Raw genomic sequence first — 14,865 nt, 5'->3', positions numbered from 1 at the left:
GCACGCACACGAGCAGGACCCGGGCAGTGTGATCCCTGCCCGGGTCCCGGGTGCGCACTGGACGACATACCGACTGGTCGGTCATCATAAGCGGGATGTGTTCCACCGCCCCGGAGGTGCCAACGATGAGCGCAGTCCCCCCGCCAGGCCTCGACCCCGAGCAGCTGCGCGGTTATCTCGACCGCGAGCGGCCGGGTCTGGTGAGCGGACCGCTCAGCGCCCGGCTGATCCAGGGCGGTCGTTCCAACCTCACGTACGCCGTCTCCGACGGCACCGACCGCTGGGTCGTCCGGCGCCCGCCGCTCGGGCACGTACTGGCCACCGCACACGACATGAAGCGTGAGTTCCGGGTGATCAGCGCGCTGCGCCCGACCGCGGTGCCGGTGCCCGAGACCGTGCTGCTGTGCGAGGACGAGTCGGTGATCGGATCGCCGTTCTACGTCATGGACTTTGTGGACGGCACGCCGTACCGCACGGCCGAGGAGCTCGCCCCGCTCGGCCCCCGGCGGACCCGCGAGGTCGTCCTCGCTCTGGTCGACACCCTCGTCGAACTGCATGCCGTGGACCCCGAGTCGGTGGGCCTCGGCGATTTCGGCCGCCCCGAGGGCTTCCTCGACCGGCAGCTGCACCGCTGGGGCAAGCAGCTCGACGCCTCCCGCAACCGCGAGCTGGCCGGGATCGACGAGCTGCACGCGGCGCTCGGCCGCTCGCTGCCCGACTCCCCCGCGCCCACCGTCATCCACGGCGACTACCGCCTGGACAACGTTCTGGTCGGCCCCGACGACCGGATCAAGGCGGTGCTGGACTGGGAGATGTCGACTCTCGGCGACCCGCTGACCGACCTCGGCCTCCTGGTCGTGTACAGCGTGAGGCTGACCCTGCCCGACTCGCCCATCAGCACCACCGCGGGGGCGAAGGGCCACCCGGAGGCCACCGAACTGATCGAGCGGTACGCCGAGCTCTCCGGCCGCGACACCTCCGCCATCTCCTGGTACACGGCCTTCGCCTGGTTCAAGCTCGCCGTGATCCTCGAGGGCATCCACTACCGCTACACCCTCGGCCAGACCGTCGGCGCCGGCTTCGACCGGATCGGCGAACTTGTTCCCCTCGTCATCGAGCACGGCCTCACCACCCTCCAGGAAGGCTGAGTACACCCATGGACTTCGCATTCGACGCGCGCACCGAGGAGCTGCGGGCCAAGCTGCTCGCCTTCATGGACGAGCACGTCTACCCTGCCGAGGCGACCGCGCACGAGCAGCGCGCGCAGCTGGCCTCGCCGTGGGACACCCCGGCGATCGTGGAGGACCTCAAGGCCGAGGCACGCAAGCAGGGTCTGTGGAATCTCTTCCTGCCCGACGCGGAGCACGGTGCGGGACTCACCAATCTGCAGTACGCGCCGCTCGCCGAGATCACCGGCCGCAGCCCGCAGCTGGCGCCGACCGCACTGAACTGCGCGGCTCCCGACACCGGGAACATGGAGGTGCTCGCGCAGTTCGGCAACGAGCAGCAGAAGAAGCAGTGGCTGGAGCCGCTGCTGGCCGGGGAGATCCGGTCCGCCTTCGCGATGACCGAGCCCGAGGTCGCCTCGTCGGACGCGACGAACATCCGGACGCGGATCGACCGGGACGGCGACCACTACGTCGTCAACGGCCTCAAGTGGTACATCTCCGGGGCGATGAACCCCGACTGCAAGATCCTCATCGTGATGGGCAAGACCGACCCGGACGGCGCGGACATCCGCCGCCAGCAGTCGATGATCCTGGTCCCGCGCGACGCTCCGGGCCTTGAGGTCCGGCGTGCGATGCAGGTGTACGGCTACGAGGACCACAGCCACGGCGGCCACGCCGAGGTCGTCTTCGACGACGTCCGGGTGCCCGCGTCGAACCTCATCGGCGAGGAGGGCGGCGGCTTCGCGATCGCCCAGGCGCGCCTGGGTCCCGGCCGTATCCACCACTGCATGCGGCTGATCGGCATGGCCGAGCGGGCCATCGAGCTGATGTGCCGGCGGGCCGTGTCCCGGCAGGCCTTCGGCAAGGCCATCGCCCAGCAGGGCGTCGTGCAGAACTGGATCGCCGACGCGCGGGTCACGGTCGAACAGCTGCGGCTGCTGGTGCTGAAGACGGCCTGGCTGATGGACACGGTGGGCAACCGCGGGGCGCACACCGAGATCCAGGCGATCAAGATCGCAACGCCGCGCGCGGTCGTGGACATCCTCGACAAGGCGGTGCAGGTGCACGGCGCGGGCGGGGTGAGCCAGGACTTCCCGCTGGCGGAGCTGTGGGCGGGGGCGAGGACGCTGAAGCTGGCGGACGGTCCGGACGAGGTGCACCAGCGGTCGCTCGCGCGGCGCGAGCTGAAGAAGTACGTGTAGCCGTCCCCGGGGCACACCCCCGGGGACCCCGCGCGTCTGTCGCCCGCGGGGCTCAGTCGACCGCGACCGGTACTCGATCGCCGGACGGAGCGGATGCAGGCCCGTCCGGCGATGTGGTGCGCGCCGACGGTCAAGACCGGCCACCACAAGCCCCTTGGATCGATGCACGGCCCCGCGTACGCGAAAACGCGCCGGCGATCGAGTCACGGGCCGGGCACACGAACACGCGCGCCCGGCAGCGGAACAACGCCCCGAGCACCGTGCCGGCCCCGGGCTCAGGGACGGAGCGCTCGGAGCAGCATGTCCGCCAGGTGGTCCGCGACCTGCTGCGGCGTGAGCGGGCCGTCCGGGCGGTACCACGTCGACAGATGGTGGACCGAGCCGAAGTGGTAGTCCACCACCAGGTCCGCCGGCGTGGCCGAGCTGAACACTCCGCTCTCCTGGCCCTCCTCCACCAGCGCACGGAACCGCTCGTGATAGCGCCGCCGCTCCGCCCGCACCTGCTTGTGCTTCTCCGGGCTCAGATGGTGCATGGAGCGGAAGAAGATCGCGGCGTCGTCGAGGTTGTCGATGGTCGTGACGACCACGTCGGCCGCCGCGCCGCGCAGCCGCAGCTCCACCGGCTCGTCCGCGTCCGCAAAGGCGTCGAGCCGCTCCTGCTGGATCCGCAGCATCCTCGCGTAGACCTCCTGGAGCAGGTCCTCCTTGGAGCCGAAGTAGTGGTAGAGGGCTCCCTTGGTGACACCGGCCGCCTCGACGATCTCCTGGACGGAGGTGCGGTCGTAGCCATGCTCGGCGAAGAGCCGGGTGGCAGCGGCCAGCAGCCTCTGCGGGACGGGGGTGCCGTCCCCGTCCGTCGTCCTGGCCATTGCCGCCACCCGCCTTTCGTTCCGTAACCTGGTTCTACCCGCGAAAACGCGGTTCCCGCCCGAGGATCTTCCCACTTGTCGTCTTCGGGAGCTCCGGCAGGATCTCGACTGAGCGCGGGTATTCGTACGCCGCGAGCCGCTCCGCGCAGTAGGCGGAGATCTCCCGCGGCTCCACGCTCGCTCCCGGCTGCCGGCTGATGTACGCCTTGACCGGCTCGCCGCGGTAGTCGTCGGGGATGCCCACGACGGCCGCCTCACGCACCGCGGGATGGGTGTAGAGGACGTCCTCGGCCTCGCGCTGCCAGAGCTGACAGCGGGGCGAGCGCGAAGCGCGCCGAGTCCCTGCCGGGCCACGGCGGTGTGCTCGGGGCGCGGGCGACGGCCGCGCGGAAGGAGGCACGAAACTCGCGGGCGGGGTGACGGGCGCCCGCTGGGCTTCGCTGAGCTGCCCGAGCCGGGGCTTGACCGCGTACAGAGCCGCGTACAGAGACGTCACCGCTTCACCTCTTCCCACTTCTGCTGGATGTGGTTCATGCCGGCCAGCCAGCGTTCCGGCGTGGCGGCGCGTGCCTGGTAGAAGCTTGCGACCTCGGGGTGCGGAAGGATCAGGAACCGGTCGGCCGCGATGCCCTCGAACAGGGCGTCGGCCACGTCCTCGGGCTCGATCGCGGTGGGGGCGAGGACCAGTTCGCCCGCCGATCCGGCGGCGGTGAGCATGTCCGTCCGCACGCCCTGCGGGCAGATGGCGTGCACCTTCACGCCGCGGTGGCGGTAGGTGAGCGAGAGCCATTCGGCGAAGGCGTACGCACCGTGCTTGGTGACGCTGTACGGCGCCGCGCCCACCATGGTGAGCAGTCCGGCGGCCGAGACGGTGGAGACGAAGCGGCCTCGGCCGCGCTCCAGCCAGTCGGGCAGCAGGGCGCGGGCGGCTCGGACGTGGGCCATGACGTTGACGTCCCAGGCGGCGGCCCAGACGTCCTCGTCGGCGAACGGGCCCCCGGGCGAGGCGAGTCCGGCGTTGGCGCAGTAGACGTCCACGGTGCCGCCCAGCGCGTCGCGCGCCTCCTCCACGATCGTGGAGGCGTCACCGGGTACCGCCGTCGCGCCGATCTCGTCGGCGACGGCCTTGGTCCTGTCCGGGTCGATGTCGTTGACGACGACGCGCGCGCCCTCCGCCGCGAACCTGCGGGCAAGAGCGGCGCCTATTCCGCCTCCCGCACCCGTGACCACAACGCCAGCGCCCCGCACCGCACTCATCAAGCTCCGCCTTTCCGCGTGCCGACCTCAATAGCAGACTAACCAGTCGGTATGTCGCTGGGGAAGAGGGCGCGAACCCGCGGCTGATCCAGGAGATCGGCGGAAGGGGCGGCGGGGTGAGCCGCGCCGCCGCAATCGTTCCGTACGCCCGCCGTGCACGCTAGCGTGCGTGGCCATGACAGACAGCGATCACGGAGGTAACCCGATGAGCCTGTCCAGACGGGGTCTGCTGGCCGCCGGCGGCGCGGTGGGCGCGCTGGCCGCGACGTCTTCGGCGGCAGCGGCGCACACGGGCCGCGGCCGGGTCCGTACCGGTTTCGACCGGCTGGCCGCGAGCGGCTACTCGTCCCTGACCGGCGAACGGGTCGGGGTGGTCACCAACCCGACCGGGATCACCCAGGACGTGCGGCACATCGTGGATGTGATGCACGCCGACGACCGGGTGAACCTGGTCGCCGTCTTCGGGCCCGAGCACGGCTTCCGCGGCACGGCCCAGGCGGGCGGCTCCGAGGGCCGCTACGACGACCCGGCGACCGGCCTGCCGGTGTACGACACCTTCACGAAGAGCGGGCAGGCCCTGGCCGACATCTTCACCACCTCGGGCGTGGACACGGTCGTCTTCGACATCCAGGACGCCGGCGCGCGCTTCTACACCTACATCTGGACGCTCTACGACTGCATGGAGTCGGCCGCGCTCGCGGGCAAGCGCTTCGTGGTCCTCGACCGGCCCAACCCCGTGACGGGCCGGGCGGCACTGGGCCCCGTCCTCGACAAGGCGTTCGCGACGTTCGTCGGCCGCGAACCGATCTCGCAGGCGCACGGCATGACGGTCACCGAGCTGGCGCTGCTCTTCAACGGCGAGTTCCTGAGCCGTCCGGTGGAGCTGGAGACGGTACGGATGTCGGGCTGGCAGCGGTCGGACTTCTTCGACGAGACGGGCCTGCCCTGGGTCCCGCCCAGTCCGAACATGCCCACACCGGAGACGGCGCTCGTGTACTCGGGCACCTGCCTCTTCGAGGGCACCAATCTGTCCGAGGGCCGCGGCACGACCCGCCCCTTCGAGCTGCTGGGCGCCGACGGTGTCGACCGTGCCTGGGCGTCGGCCGCGAACGCGCTGGAGCTGCCGGGCGTCCACTTCCGTGAGGCGTACTTCGCGCCGACGTTCTCGAAGTTCCAGGGGAAGACGGTCGGCGGGGTCCAGTTACACGTCCATGACCGCCGGGCGTACGACCCGGTGCGGACCGGAATCGGACTCCTGGTGACGGCGAAGCGGGCGTGGAGCGGTTTCGCGTGGCGGCCCGACAACTGGATCGACAAGCTCACCGGGTCGACGCGGGTGCGGACGATGATCGACGCGGGAGCGGGGACGGCCGAGGTGGTGGCGGCCTGGCAGCGCGAGCTCACCGCGTTCAGGGCCGTACGGAAGAAGTACCTGCGGTACTGACGGCAATCCGCACCCGGGCCGGGGGCCGACGCGGGGCAGCAACGAGGCGACCCTGCGTGCCCGCGGCGCGGAGCGGGTCGCGCGTCGCGACTACTCCATGGACATGCGTTTCCGCACCCGTAGTGGCCCGTGATTGGCTTGATGTGGTCAGGCAGACCCGGACCATCGGCAACGCGTGGCCGGCCGGGCCCGAGCCGGTCCGGCTCGGAGCGACGTACGACGTGCCGATCCGTCTCCGCCGTGTCGAAGCCACCGACCGGCTCTGACCGGCCTCGACCGGCCTCGACCGGCCTCGACCGAAGACCGCCGTGGGTATGGCCGTTCCTCCCTTCCCGCAGGATGCTGTGCCATCAGCGGACAAAAACGGGGAGGGCCGGTCATGCCGGAAATGAGCGTGGAGCCGTACCGCGAAATAACCTTCGACAAGGACGGCGATGTGAACGCCGCGCAGCGCGATCGTCTGGCTGAAATGGATGTCACCGATCTGGTGATGTTCGCGCATGGATGGAACAACTCGCCGTCGGTCGCGGGCCGGCTGTACTCGTCCTTCTTCGCGCCCTTTCCCGGACTGGTCGGCGACGGGGTGCGGCTGGGCTACGTGGGGGTCGTCTGGCCGTCGATGAAGTTCACGGACGAGCCGGTTCCCGACTTCCGGCCGTCCGCGCTCGCGGATCCGGACGACTTCACGCTGGACACGGCGACGCAGGACGCCCTGGTGGAACTCTTCCCCGGGCACGACGCGACCGTGCAGCGGCTGGCGCGACTGCTCGACGAACAGCCCGAGTCGGAGGCCGCCTTCGCCGAGTTCGGCGCGCTGGCGCGCCGGCTGGCGGAGGCACCGGCCGGTGGTCTGGAGAGCCCCTTCACGGACGATGTGCCGCACGACGAGCAGGGTCCCCCCGCCGTGCTGTTCGAGGACTCCCTGACGATGTGCCGCAGGTTCGCACTGGCTCTGGAGGAGAGCGTGGAGGTGACGGAGAAGGAGCCGGCGCTCCCATCGTTCTCCATCGGCGGGGGTCTGAAGAAGGTGTGGAGGGGCGCGAAGGAACTGCTGCGGCAGACGACGTACTACGCGATGAAACGGCGCGCCGGGACAGTGGGCGAGCGGGGGCTCGGGCCACTGCTCGGGCAGCTCGGCCGCTCGTCCCCCGGTGTGCGGGTGCATCTGGTCGGGCACAGTCAGGGGGCGCGGCTCGTCTCCTTCGCGCTCCGCGGCCTTCCGGACGGCGTGCACAACGTGAAGTCGGTGACTCTCCTTCAGGGAGCGTTCTCCCACTACGCGTTTGCTGCGCATCTGCCGCACGCGCCGCACAGCGGCGGTGCCCTGCGCGCCATGGAGCACCGCGTCGACGGACCGGTCGTGGCATGCTACTCACGGCACGACAGCGCCCTCGGGGTGATCTATCCGCTGGCCTCCAGCCTGGCCGGGGACGACGCGAACGCGGTCGGCCTCGACAAGCGGTGGTGGGCGATCGGCCACGACGGCATCCAGGCCGTCGCACCGCTGACCAGGCTGACCCTGGACGAGGCGCTGGTCCACGGGATTCCGGGCTCGGGGTGCGTGAGTGTGGACACGGCGGCCGTGGTGCGGCGCGGCGGCCCGCCCTCGGGTGCGCACAGCGACATCTGCCATACGGAGCTGGCCCGCGTGGTGCTGGCGGCGGGCCGCATCGGACGCTGAGCTTCCCGGGCGTCCGCGACATGCGTCACCTCTTCCGGATCGCGGCACGGCGCCCGCCTCGCCCCACGGACCCCACGGCGGGCCGCGCCGCGAGGACGGCGGGGCATCTTAGGCCACGTCCCTCGGACGGCCACCACCGGATAGTGATGACACCCATCGAATATTCGATGGAGCCGGATCGGGTACTCGTACGTCCATTCTTCGACGCCGATGTACCCGTGACGGAGGTGGCAGTGCGATGGCCGGTTTCCGGAGTCTTGCGAGACAGGTGCGCGACGCGCGGTGCGATCTGGCGCTTCGGCGCTATTCGCTCCGCAAGTGCCTGGAACGATTTGCCCCTTATGGGCACCGGGCAACCTGGGATCATCTGTGCGCGAGGCACAGCATCGAACCCGAGGACCGTGCGCCCGATCCTGTGCGGCTGGTGGCCGCGCTCGAAGAGTTGGAGCAGGCGCGGGCCGTCTGGCTCGCGTACGAGGAGAGTTTCGCGGACCGCCGCAAACGGGAGAAGCACGAAGGGCTGCGGCGGCCGGCGTCCATCGACGACTGGCACCGGCGGACCTGGGGCGGTTACGGGGTCGCGCGCTGCGCCCGCCCGCGCGCCCATCCGGCGGCACCGCTCGACGAGGTGCTGCGGAAACTGATTTCCGCACTGGAGGCCGAGCCCGGTGCAGGCTGCCCGGTGTGCGGGGGAACGCACATCGTGTGGCGGCAGGACCTCGCGAACGAGCCGTGGTTCGGGCCGGTTTGCACAGGCTGCGGGATCGTGGTGCCGCAGCCGGTTCTGACGTCCGAGGCCGTGGCGGCGGCCAAGCGGGCGGGACGCAAGGCGCTGGCGTCGGTGGCCTGAAGTCCCTGCCGGGGGCTCCCGCCCCGGGCCCGCTCCTCGATCGCCGGAGGGGTGAAGTGCTGCCTGTCCGGCGGTCGGGGGACGCGCCGCGCCACCGGCGCGGCGCAGGTTGTCCGTACGGGCCGTGCCGGGCCGTCAGGCGTACCGCGTTGTCAGTGGCGTCGGGCACTCTTGAGCGCATGATCCAGGTCTGTCTGAACGGGCCCCGGTCGGCCGCCGACGGCGCAGCCGTGCCGCTGTCCCCCGGAGCGATGGCCGAGTCCGCGGCCGGCGCTGTCGCCGCCGGTGCGGCCGAGGTGCATGTACACCCCAAGACCCCCTGCGGTGACGACACGCTCTCGCCGCGCGCCGTGGCCCAGGCACTCACGGCGATCCGGGCCGTGGTCGACGTACCCGTCGGTGTCTCCACCGGAGCGTGGGCCGAGCCGGATCCCGGACGCAGGGTGGACCGCGTGCGCTCCTGGACGGTCCTGCCCGACCATGCCTCGGTGAACTGGCACGAGCCGGGAGCCGAGTCGGTCGCGGCAGCACTCATGGAGCGCGGTGTCGCGGTGGAGGCGGGGCTGTGGTCGGGCACCGACGGGCCTCGGCGTTTCCTCGCCTCCACGTCGGCTCCGCGCGCCCTGCGGGTGCTCGCCGAGGTGATGGACACCGACCCGGACACGGCCGAGGAGTCGGCGCGCTCCCTCCTCGCCGAACTCGCCGCGGTTCGTGGTGTGCCGGTGCTGCTGCACGGCGAGGACGGCGGGGCGTGGCCGGTGCTGCGCCACGCGCTGGCTTCGGGCCTGGACACCCGGATCGGGCTGGAGGACGTGCTCTTCCTCCCCGACGGACGGCGTGCCGCCTCCAACGCCGAACTGGTTCGCGCGGCCCGTGGCCCGCTCGATATTCGGTGGCCGCCACGGGGCCACGGCCCGCACAGTGGTGGCGGAGATCCGTAACCGAGGAGACGCCGATGTCCACGCTGCGTGTCACCGCAGAACTGCTGACCGTCCATGAGCATCCGAACGCCGACGCGCTCGAACTGGCCCAGGTGGGCCTGTACCGCGCCGTGGTCGCCAAGGGCGCCTATGTCAGCGGTGACGCCGCGCTCTACATCCCCGAACAGGCCGTGCTTCCCGACACGTTGATCGAGGAACTGGGTCTGACCGGGCGGCTGGCCGGAGGGGCGGCCAACCGGGTCAAGGCGGTGCGGCTGCGCGGCGAGCTGTCCCAGGGCATCGTGTGCAGGCCTCGGGCGCTCGCGGACGTGGATCTGGCGCAGGCCGCCGCCGACGGCACGGACTTCGCCGAACTGCTGTCCATCGCCAAGTGGTGCCCGCCCATCCCGCCCACGATGGACGGCGATGTGGAACGGGCGCCCGGTCTGCTTCCCTGGGTCGACATCGAGAACATCCAGCGCTTTCCCGCGATCTTCGAGGCGGGGGAGCCTGTGGTGCTCACCGAGAAGCTGCACGGCTCGGCCTGTCTGCTGACGTACGCCGCCGCGGAGGAGGGTCCCGGCCGGGTCCAGGTGTCGTCGAAGGGCTTCGGTTCCAAGGGGCTGGCTCTCCAGGAGGACCCGCGCAATCTGTACTGGCGCGCGGTCCTCGGCCATGGCGTCCCGGAGGCCGCGGCACGCCTCGCCGAGAAGCTGGGGGCAAGCCGCGTCGGGATCTTCGGCGAGGTGTTCGGCGCCGGCGTGCAGGACCTGTCCTACGGGGCCAACGCCCGTTCCGAGGAGTTGGGTTACGCCGTTTTCGACGTGTCGGCGGAGATCGACGGCCAGGTCGTCTGGCTGGATGCGGCCGAACTGCTGGAGGGTGAACTGCCGCTGGTCCCACGGCTGTACGAGGGGCCGTACGACATCGACCGCGTACTGGAGCTGGCGAGCGGCCGGGAGACCGTGTCCGGACGTGAGCTGCATCTGCGCGAGGGCGTCGTGATCCGTCCCGTGCCCGAGCGTTACAGCCCGGTGGTGGGTGGCAGGGCGATAGCCAAGGCGGTCAGCCCCGCCTATCTCACCCGCAAGGGCGGCACGGAGTACGAGTAGGACCGGCGCGGCCGGGAGGGCAGTGGGCCTGTCACGGGGGTGCGGGCCCCCGCCTTCCCGGTCGCGTCCTCAGTCGGCGGACGGGCTCGCGGCGCTGCGGCGTTCCGGCAGCAGTCGCGAGCCGGTCAGCCGGTCGCCGAAGACATCGTCCGGGTTGGACAGGACGCAGGTCCTCAGGGAGAGACAGCCGCAGCCGATGCAGTCGGTGAGATGGTCGCGGAGCCGGCCGAGCCGCTGGATGCGCTCGTCGAGCCCCGCCCGCCAGGCATGGGAGAGCCGCGCCCAGTCGTCACGGTCGGGGGTGCGCTCCTCCGGCAGTTGGGCGAGCGCCTCCCTGATGGTGGCGAGCGGGATGCCGACGCGCTGCGCGGCGCGGACGAACGCCACCCGCCGCAGCGTGTCCCTGCTGTAGCGGCGCTGGTTTCCGCTGGTCCGGCGGCTGCTGATCAGGCCCTTGGACTCGTAGAAGTGCAGGGCGGACACGGCGGCGCCACTGCGCGCGGCGAGCTGGCCGACCGTGAGCTCGTGAATCTTCTCTGGAATCTGTGGCACTCCTCGAACCCTACTGGCCGTCCGTTGACAGGACGCCGCCCGTCCAACCATGCTGAGCAAGCGCTTAGACACAGTGATGTCCGGCAGGGACGAGACACAGGGAGCAGGACATGGCCGAGCCGAGGATCTTCACCTCCGCCGACGAGCTGCGCGCCGGGGTCGGCGAGCAACTGGGGCACAGCGACTGGCTGGAGATCGAGCAGAAGCGGATCGATCTCTTCGCGGACGCGACCGGCGACCACCAGTGGATCCATGTGGACCCGGAGCGGGCGGCGAGCGGCCCGTTCGGGACGACGATCGCGCACGGCTATCTCACCCTGTCGCTGCTGCCGGTCCTCGTCCCGCAGGTGCTGCGCGTCGAGGGCATGAAGATGGGCCTCAACTACGGCACCAACAAGGTCCGCTTCCCCTCCCCCGTACCGGTCGGCTCGCGGCTTCGCGCCACGGCGGTCCTGCAGAACGTGGAGGACGCGGGCGGTGGCGTCCAGGTGACCGCCCTCGTCACCGTGGAGCGTGAGGGCGGCGACAAGCCGGTGTGCGTGGCCGAGTCGGTGTCCCGCTACTTCTTCTGAGGTCCGCCGCCTCGTGCGAGGTCCGCTGCCTCCGCTGAGGTCCGCCGCCGCCGAGGCCCGCCGCTTCTGCCGAGCCCGCTACTTCGTCTCGGCGGAGACCATGCGCAGGACGAGGTCGGCGTAGAGCGCGCCGACCTCGTCGGGCGTGCGACGCCCCTGGGTGTTGAACCAGCGCGCCACATCGATGCAGAGCGACAACACGGCCAGCGTGGTGCCGGGCACGTCCGGGACGTCGAACTCCCCCGACTCCACGCCGTCGCGCAGAATCTCGCGCACAACGGCGTCGCTGCGCCGCCGCAACCCGATGATCTCGGTCCGGTGCTCCTCGGAGAGCGCGTCGAGTTCGTACTGCACCACGCGCGCGGTGTCGTGCCGCCCCGCGTGCCAGCGGACGAAGGAGCTCACCGCCTCGGCGAGCCGCTCGGAGGGCGTGCCCTCACCCGCGGCCGCCGCCGCCAGAACCTCAAGGGCCCTGTCGTGCCCGATCCGGCTGATCCGGTGGAGCAGCTCTTCCTTTGTCTTGTAATGGATGTAGAGCGCGGCGGGGCTCATCCCGGCGCGGCCCGCGATGTCCCGGGTCGTCGTCGCGTGATAGCCCCGCTCGGCGAAGGCTTCGACGGCGGCGACCAGCAGCTTTCTTGCCGCTTCGGGCGTGACCTCGCCCCACGGCATGTCCTCGCCGGCCGTGTCCTCCGCCGTGCTCATCGCTCGCCCCTTCCGTTCAGCAGGCGAACACCATACCCCGCCGGTGAGCAAGCGCTTAGCGCTTCCGGCCGGAGCGCCGTCTCTGATCATCTGATCAGAGTTTATGGAAGGGGTCATGCTCGGCCAGCAGCTTCTCCAGCCGGGCCTGGTCGACCCGGCTGACGATCTGCCCGGCCTCCTGGCGGTCTCTGACCACCTTGGCCAGAGTGAAGGCGGAGGTCGTCAGATAGAGCACGGCGATGGCGAGGAAGCCGCGCACCCAGGAGCTTGCGTCGAGGCGAAGGATGCCGAGGCCCACGGCAGCCAGGGCCACGACGAAGGAGGCGACGGCCTGTCCGTAGAAGGCCGCGGTGTTCTGCTGTTTGACCGGTGTCTCACTCATGCGGGACAGGATCGGCGGGATGTGGCCCCGGCCACATCCGCTCGTGTACTCAGGACGTACTCAAAGGGAAGGGAGGGCCGGCCCAGAAGGCTGCGCGGGCCCAGAAGGCGGAGACTCGACCAGCCGGCGGACGGCTCTCTGCTCCTCACCGAGCTCCAGGTTCATCGCCAGGCTCATCGCCACACCTCCTTTTAACTACCAGTGCTAGTTTCTTCTCGGCAGGCCCTACTATGTGCCGCATGGCCCGCCCGCGCAAGCCCCTCCTCAGCAGAGAACGCATCGTCGAGACGGCGAGCGCGCTCGTGGACTCCGAGGGCCTGGACGCCGTCTCCACCCGCAGGCTCGCCGCCGAACTCGGCGTCAGCGGGCCCTCCCTGTACAACCACTTCCGCAACAAGGACGAGATCCTCGACGCCGTCGCCGACGCGGTCAGCACCCAGGTCGATCTGTCGATGTTCGGGGAGGACGACGGCCGCGACTGGCGCACGGCCCTGCACGACTGGGCCGTCTCATACCGCGCCGCCCTCAAGGCCCACCCCAACACCGTCCCCATGCTCGCGCGCGGACCGGGCCGTCGCCCCGCGGGCCTCAAGGTGGCCGACGCGGTCTTCGGCGCGATGGTCCGGGCGGGCTGGCCGCCGGCCCAGGCAACCTCCATCGGCGCCCTGATGCGGTACTTCATCACCGGATCGGCCCTCGGCTCCTTCGCCCGTGGCTTCGTCGACGACGAAACGGCCTACGACCCGTCCGACTATCCGCACCTCGGCCAGGCCCATCTGCTCGCCGACCGGCAGCAGAAGGTGGACGAGGGTGCCTTCGAGACCGGCCTGCGGGCGCTGATCGACGGCCTGGACGTGCAGTACGCGGCCCTGGCACGAAAGGACGCTTCGGCGACGGCCGAACAGTGAGTGTCGGATTCCGCCGTGGGTTCGGTGCTGGGTTCGGTGCTGGGTTCCGCGTCGGGGCCGTGCCGGGTTCCGCGCTGGATTCGGTGCTGGATCAGGTCGCGGGCGCGGGCGTCACGGACGCGGCCGAGCCCGGCAAGATCCAAACGAGTGGCCCTAGAAGACCACCAGCGCCCGGCCCCCCTTGCCTGCCAGCATGGTGTCGAACGCCGCCGGGATCCCGTCCAGCCCGATCCGGTCCGTCACCAGCGCGCTCAGGTCGAGGCGGCCCGCGCGCACATGGTCCGCCAGGATCGGGAGGTCGCGTGCCGGGTGAGTGTTGCCGTAGACACAGCCGGAGAGCGTGCGGCCCCAGTGGAAGAGCTCCAGCGCGTTGAAGGTGACCTGCTGGTCCCTGCCGCCGATGCCGACGACCGTGGTGCGTCCGCCCCGGCGGGTGGACTCCCAGGCGGTACGGATCGTCGTGGCCCGCCCGACGCATTCGACGGCCACGTCCGCACCCCGGCCGCCGGTGAGCTTCCGGATCTCCTTGGCTGTGCTGTCGGAGGCGACGACGTACTCGGTCGCGCCCGCCTCCCGCGCGAGGGACTCCTTCTCCGGGGAGATGTCGACGGCGACGATCGTCGCCGCGCCCGCGATCCGCGCCGACTGGAGGGTGGCGAGGCCGACCCCGCCGACGCCGAAGACCACGACCGATTCACCGTCGCGAACCCGGGCGGAGTGGTGGATCGCCCCGTACCCGGTGAGCACCGCGCAGCCGAGCAGGGCCGCGTCGGTGAGCGGGACTCCGTCCGGGAGGGGCAGGAGGCAGTTCGCCGCGACGACGGTCTCCTCGGCGAAGGCCGCGACGTTCAGGCCGGGGTGCAGTTCGGTCCCGTCGGCGCCGATGGCGTGGACGTTGGCCGCACCGGTGAGGGCATCGACGCACAGCCAGACCTCGCCCATCGCGCAGTAGTCGCAACTCCCGCAGGAGGGTGCCCAGTTGAGAATGACCTCGGCTCCGGGGGCGAACGGTGCGACGCCCTCGCCGACGGAGACGACCGTGCCCGCTCCCTCGTGGCCGAGGACGCACGGAGTGGGCACCCGCAGGGTGCCGTTGGAGAGGGACAGATCGGAGTGGCAGACCCCGGCGGCGGCCAGGCGGACCCTCACCTGGCCGGGGCCGGGCTCGGGCAGTGCGATGTCGGCGATCTCCAGCGGAGAGCCGACGGCGGGCAGTACGGCGGCGCGGACCATGAGGGTTCG

General features: G+C 71.0%; 15 protein-coding genes and 1 pseudogene. 9 read left to right on the top strand and 7 right to left on the bottom strand.

Features of this window, described 5'->3' with window-relative positions; genetic code table 11:
- Nucleotides 1-125 precede the first annotated feature (125 nt).
- Nucleotides 126-1,148 carry a phosphotransferase family protein gene (locus tag OG293_RS29270; RefSeq protein WP_406001780.1) on the top strand — a complete coding sequence of 341 codons (1,023 nt, stop codon included), beginning with the start codon at nt 126-128 and terminating at the stop codon, nt 1,146-1,148.
- A gap of 8 nt (nt 1,149-1,156) precedes the next feature.
- Nucleotides 1,157-2,371, top strand: coding sequence for an acyl-CoA dehydrogenase family protein (locus tag OG293_RS29265; protein WP_406001779.1), 1,215 nt, complete (start codon nt 1,157-1,159; stop codon nt 2,369-2,371).
- Between the two features lie 275 nt (nt 2,372-2,646).
- On the opposite strand, the gene OG293_RS29260 is transcribed toward OG293_RS29265, so the two are convergent.
- From OG293_RS29260 to OG293_RS29250, 3 genes and pseudogenes are all read right to left on the bottom strand, one after another.
- Nucleotides 2,647-3,240 carry a TetR/AcrR family transcriptional regulator gene (locus tag OG293_RS29260; RefSeq protein WP_406001778.1) on the bottom strand — a complete coding sequence of 198 codons (594 nt, stop codon included), beginning with the start codon at nt 3,238-3,240 and terminating at the stop codon, nt 2,647-2,649.
- Nucleotides 3,241-3,274: 34 nt separating this feature from the next.
- Nucleotides 3,275-3,550 (bottom strand): annotated as a pseudogene (locus OG293_RS29255) (AMP-binding enzyme); the annotation flags it as partial.
- Nucleotides 3,551-3,732: 182 nt separating this feature from the next.
- Nucleotides 3,733-4,497, bottom strand: coding sequence for an SDR family oxidoreductase (locus OG293_RS29250; RefSeq protein WP_406001777.1), 765 nt, complete (start codon nt 4,495-4,497; stop codon nt 3,733-3,735).
- 205 nt (nt 4,498-4,702) lie between these two features.
- Between OG293_RS29250 and OG293_RS29245 the strand changes: the two genes are divergently transcribed.
- From OG293_RS29245 to OG293_RS29225, 5 genes are all read left to right on the top strand, one after another.
- Complete coding sequence (locus OG293_RS29245) at nt 4,703-5,941, top strand: exo-beta-N-acetylmuramidase NamZ domain-containing protein (RefSeq protein ID WP_406001776.1); 1,239 nt, start codon at nt 4,703-4,705, stop codon at nt 5,939-5,941.
- 379 nt (nt 5,942-6,320) lie between these two features.
- Nucleotides 6,321-7,622: a serine-threonine protein kinase gene (locus OG293_RS29240; RefSeq protein ID WP_406001775.1), complete on the top strand. Its 1,302-nt coding sequence runs from the start codon at nt 6,321-6,323 to the stop codon at nt 7,620-7,622.
- A 238-nt stretch (nt 7,623-7,860) separates the two neighbouring features.
- On the top strand, nt 7,861-8,472 hold the full coding sequence (locus tag OG293_RS29235; RefSeq protein WP_406001774.1) for a hypothetical protein: 612 nt from the start codon (nt 7,861-7,863) through the stop codon (nt 8,470-8,472).
- A 179-nt stretch (nt 8,473-8,651) separates the two neighbouring features.
- Nucleotides 8,652-9,413 carry a 3-keto-5-aminohexanoate cleavage protein gene (locus OG293_RS29230; RefSeq protein WP_406001773.1) on the top strand — a complete coding sequence of 254 codons (762 nt, stop codon included), beginning with the start codon at nt 8,652-8,654 and terminating at the stop codon, nt 9,411-9,413.
- A gap of 14 nt (nt 9,414-9,427) precedes the next feature.
- Nucleotides 9,428-10,504 (top strand): RNA ligase (ATP), encoded by a 1,077-nt coding sequence (locus tag OG293_RS29225; protein ID WP_406001772.1) that lies wholly within the window; start codon nt 9,428-9,430, stop codon nt 10,502-10,504.
- Between the two features lie 69 nt (nt 10,505-10,573).
- Here OG293_RS29225 and soxR read toward each other — a convergent pair whose 3' ends face one another.
- The gene (gene soxR / locus OG293_RS29220; protein WP_406001771.1) at nt 10,574-11,056 is read right to left on the bottom strand and encodes a redox-sensitive transcriptional activator SoxR; all 483 of its coding nucleotides are present in this window, start codon (nt 11,054-11,056) and stop codon (nt 10,574-10,576) included.
- Between the two features lie 110 nt (nt 11,057-11,166).
- On the opposite strand from soxR, the gene OG293_RS29215 reads away from it, so the two are divergent.
- Nucleotides 11,167-11,628 carry a MaoC family dehydratase gene (locus OG293_RS29215; RefSeq protein WP_406001770.1) on the top strand — a complete coding sequence of 154 codons (462 nt, stop codon included), beginning with the start codon at nt 11,167-11,169 and terminating at the stop codon, nt 11,626-11,628.
- 78 nt (nt 11,629-11,706) lie between these two features.
- Here OG293_RS29215 and OG293_RS29210 read toward each other — a convergent pair whose 3' ends face one another.
- Together OG293_RS29210 and OG293_RS29205 are read right to left on the bottom strand one after the other, a co-directional pair.
- Nucleotides 11,707-12,333 carry a TetR/AcrR family transcriptional regulator gene (locus OG293_RS29210; RefSeq protein WP_406001769.1) on the bottom strand — a complete coding sequence of 209 codons (627 nt, stop codon included), beginning with the start codon at nt 12,331-12,333 and terminating at the stop codon, nt 11,707-11,709.
- Nucleotides 12,334-12,427: 94 nt separating this feature from the next.
- Entirely contained in the window at nt 12,428-12,715 is a 288-nt protein-coding gene (locus OG293_RS29205; protein ID WP_406001768.1) for a YiaA/YiaB family inner membrane protein, read from the bottom strand.
- Between the two features lie 239 nt (nt 12,716-12,954).
- On the opposite strand from OG293_RS29205, the gene OG293_RS29200 reads away from it, so the two are divergent.
- On the top strand, nt 12,955-13,623 hold the full coding sequence (locus OG293_RS29200; RefSeq protein ID WP_406001767.1) for a TetR/AcrR family transcriptional regulator: 669 nt from the start codon (nt 12,955-12,957) through the stop codon (nt 13,621-13,623).
- Nucleotides 13,624-13,776: 153 nt separating this feature from the next.
- Here the strand turns inward: OG293_RS29200 and OG293_RS29195 are convergent, their stop codons facing one another.
- Nucleotides 13,777-14,856: a zinc-binding dehydrogenase gene (locus OG293_RS29195; RefSeq protein ID WP_406001766.1), complete on the bottom strand. Its 1,080-nt coding sequence runs from the start codon at nt 14,854-14,856 to the stop codon at nt 13,777-13,779.
- Nucleotides 14,857-14,865: the final 9 nt, after the last annotated feature.

The sequence above is a fragment of the Streptomyces sp. NBC_00829 genome, assembly GCF_045161795.1.
In the GTDB taxonomy this organism is placed as follows: Bacteria; Actinomycetota; Actinomycetes; order Streptomycetales; family Streptomycetaceae; genus Streptomyces.
This window is presented reverse-complemented; position numbering and strand designations above follow the sequence as displayed.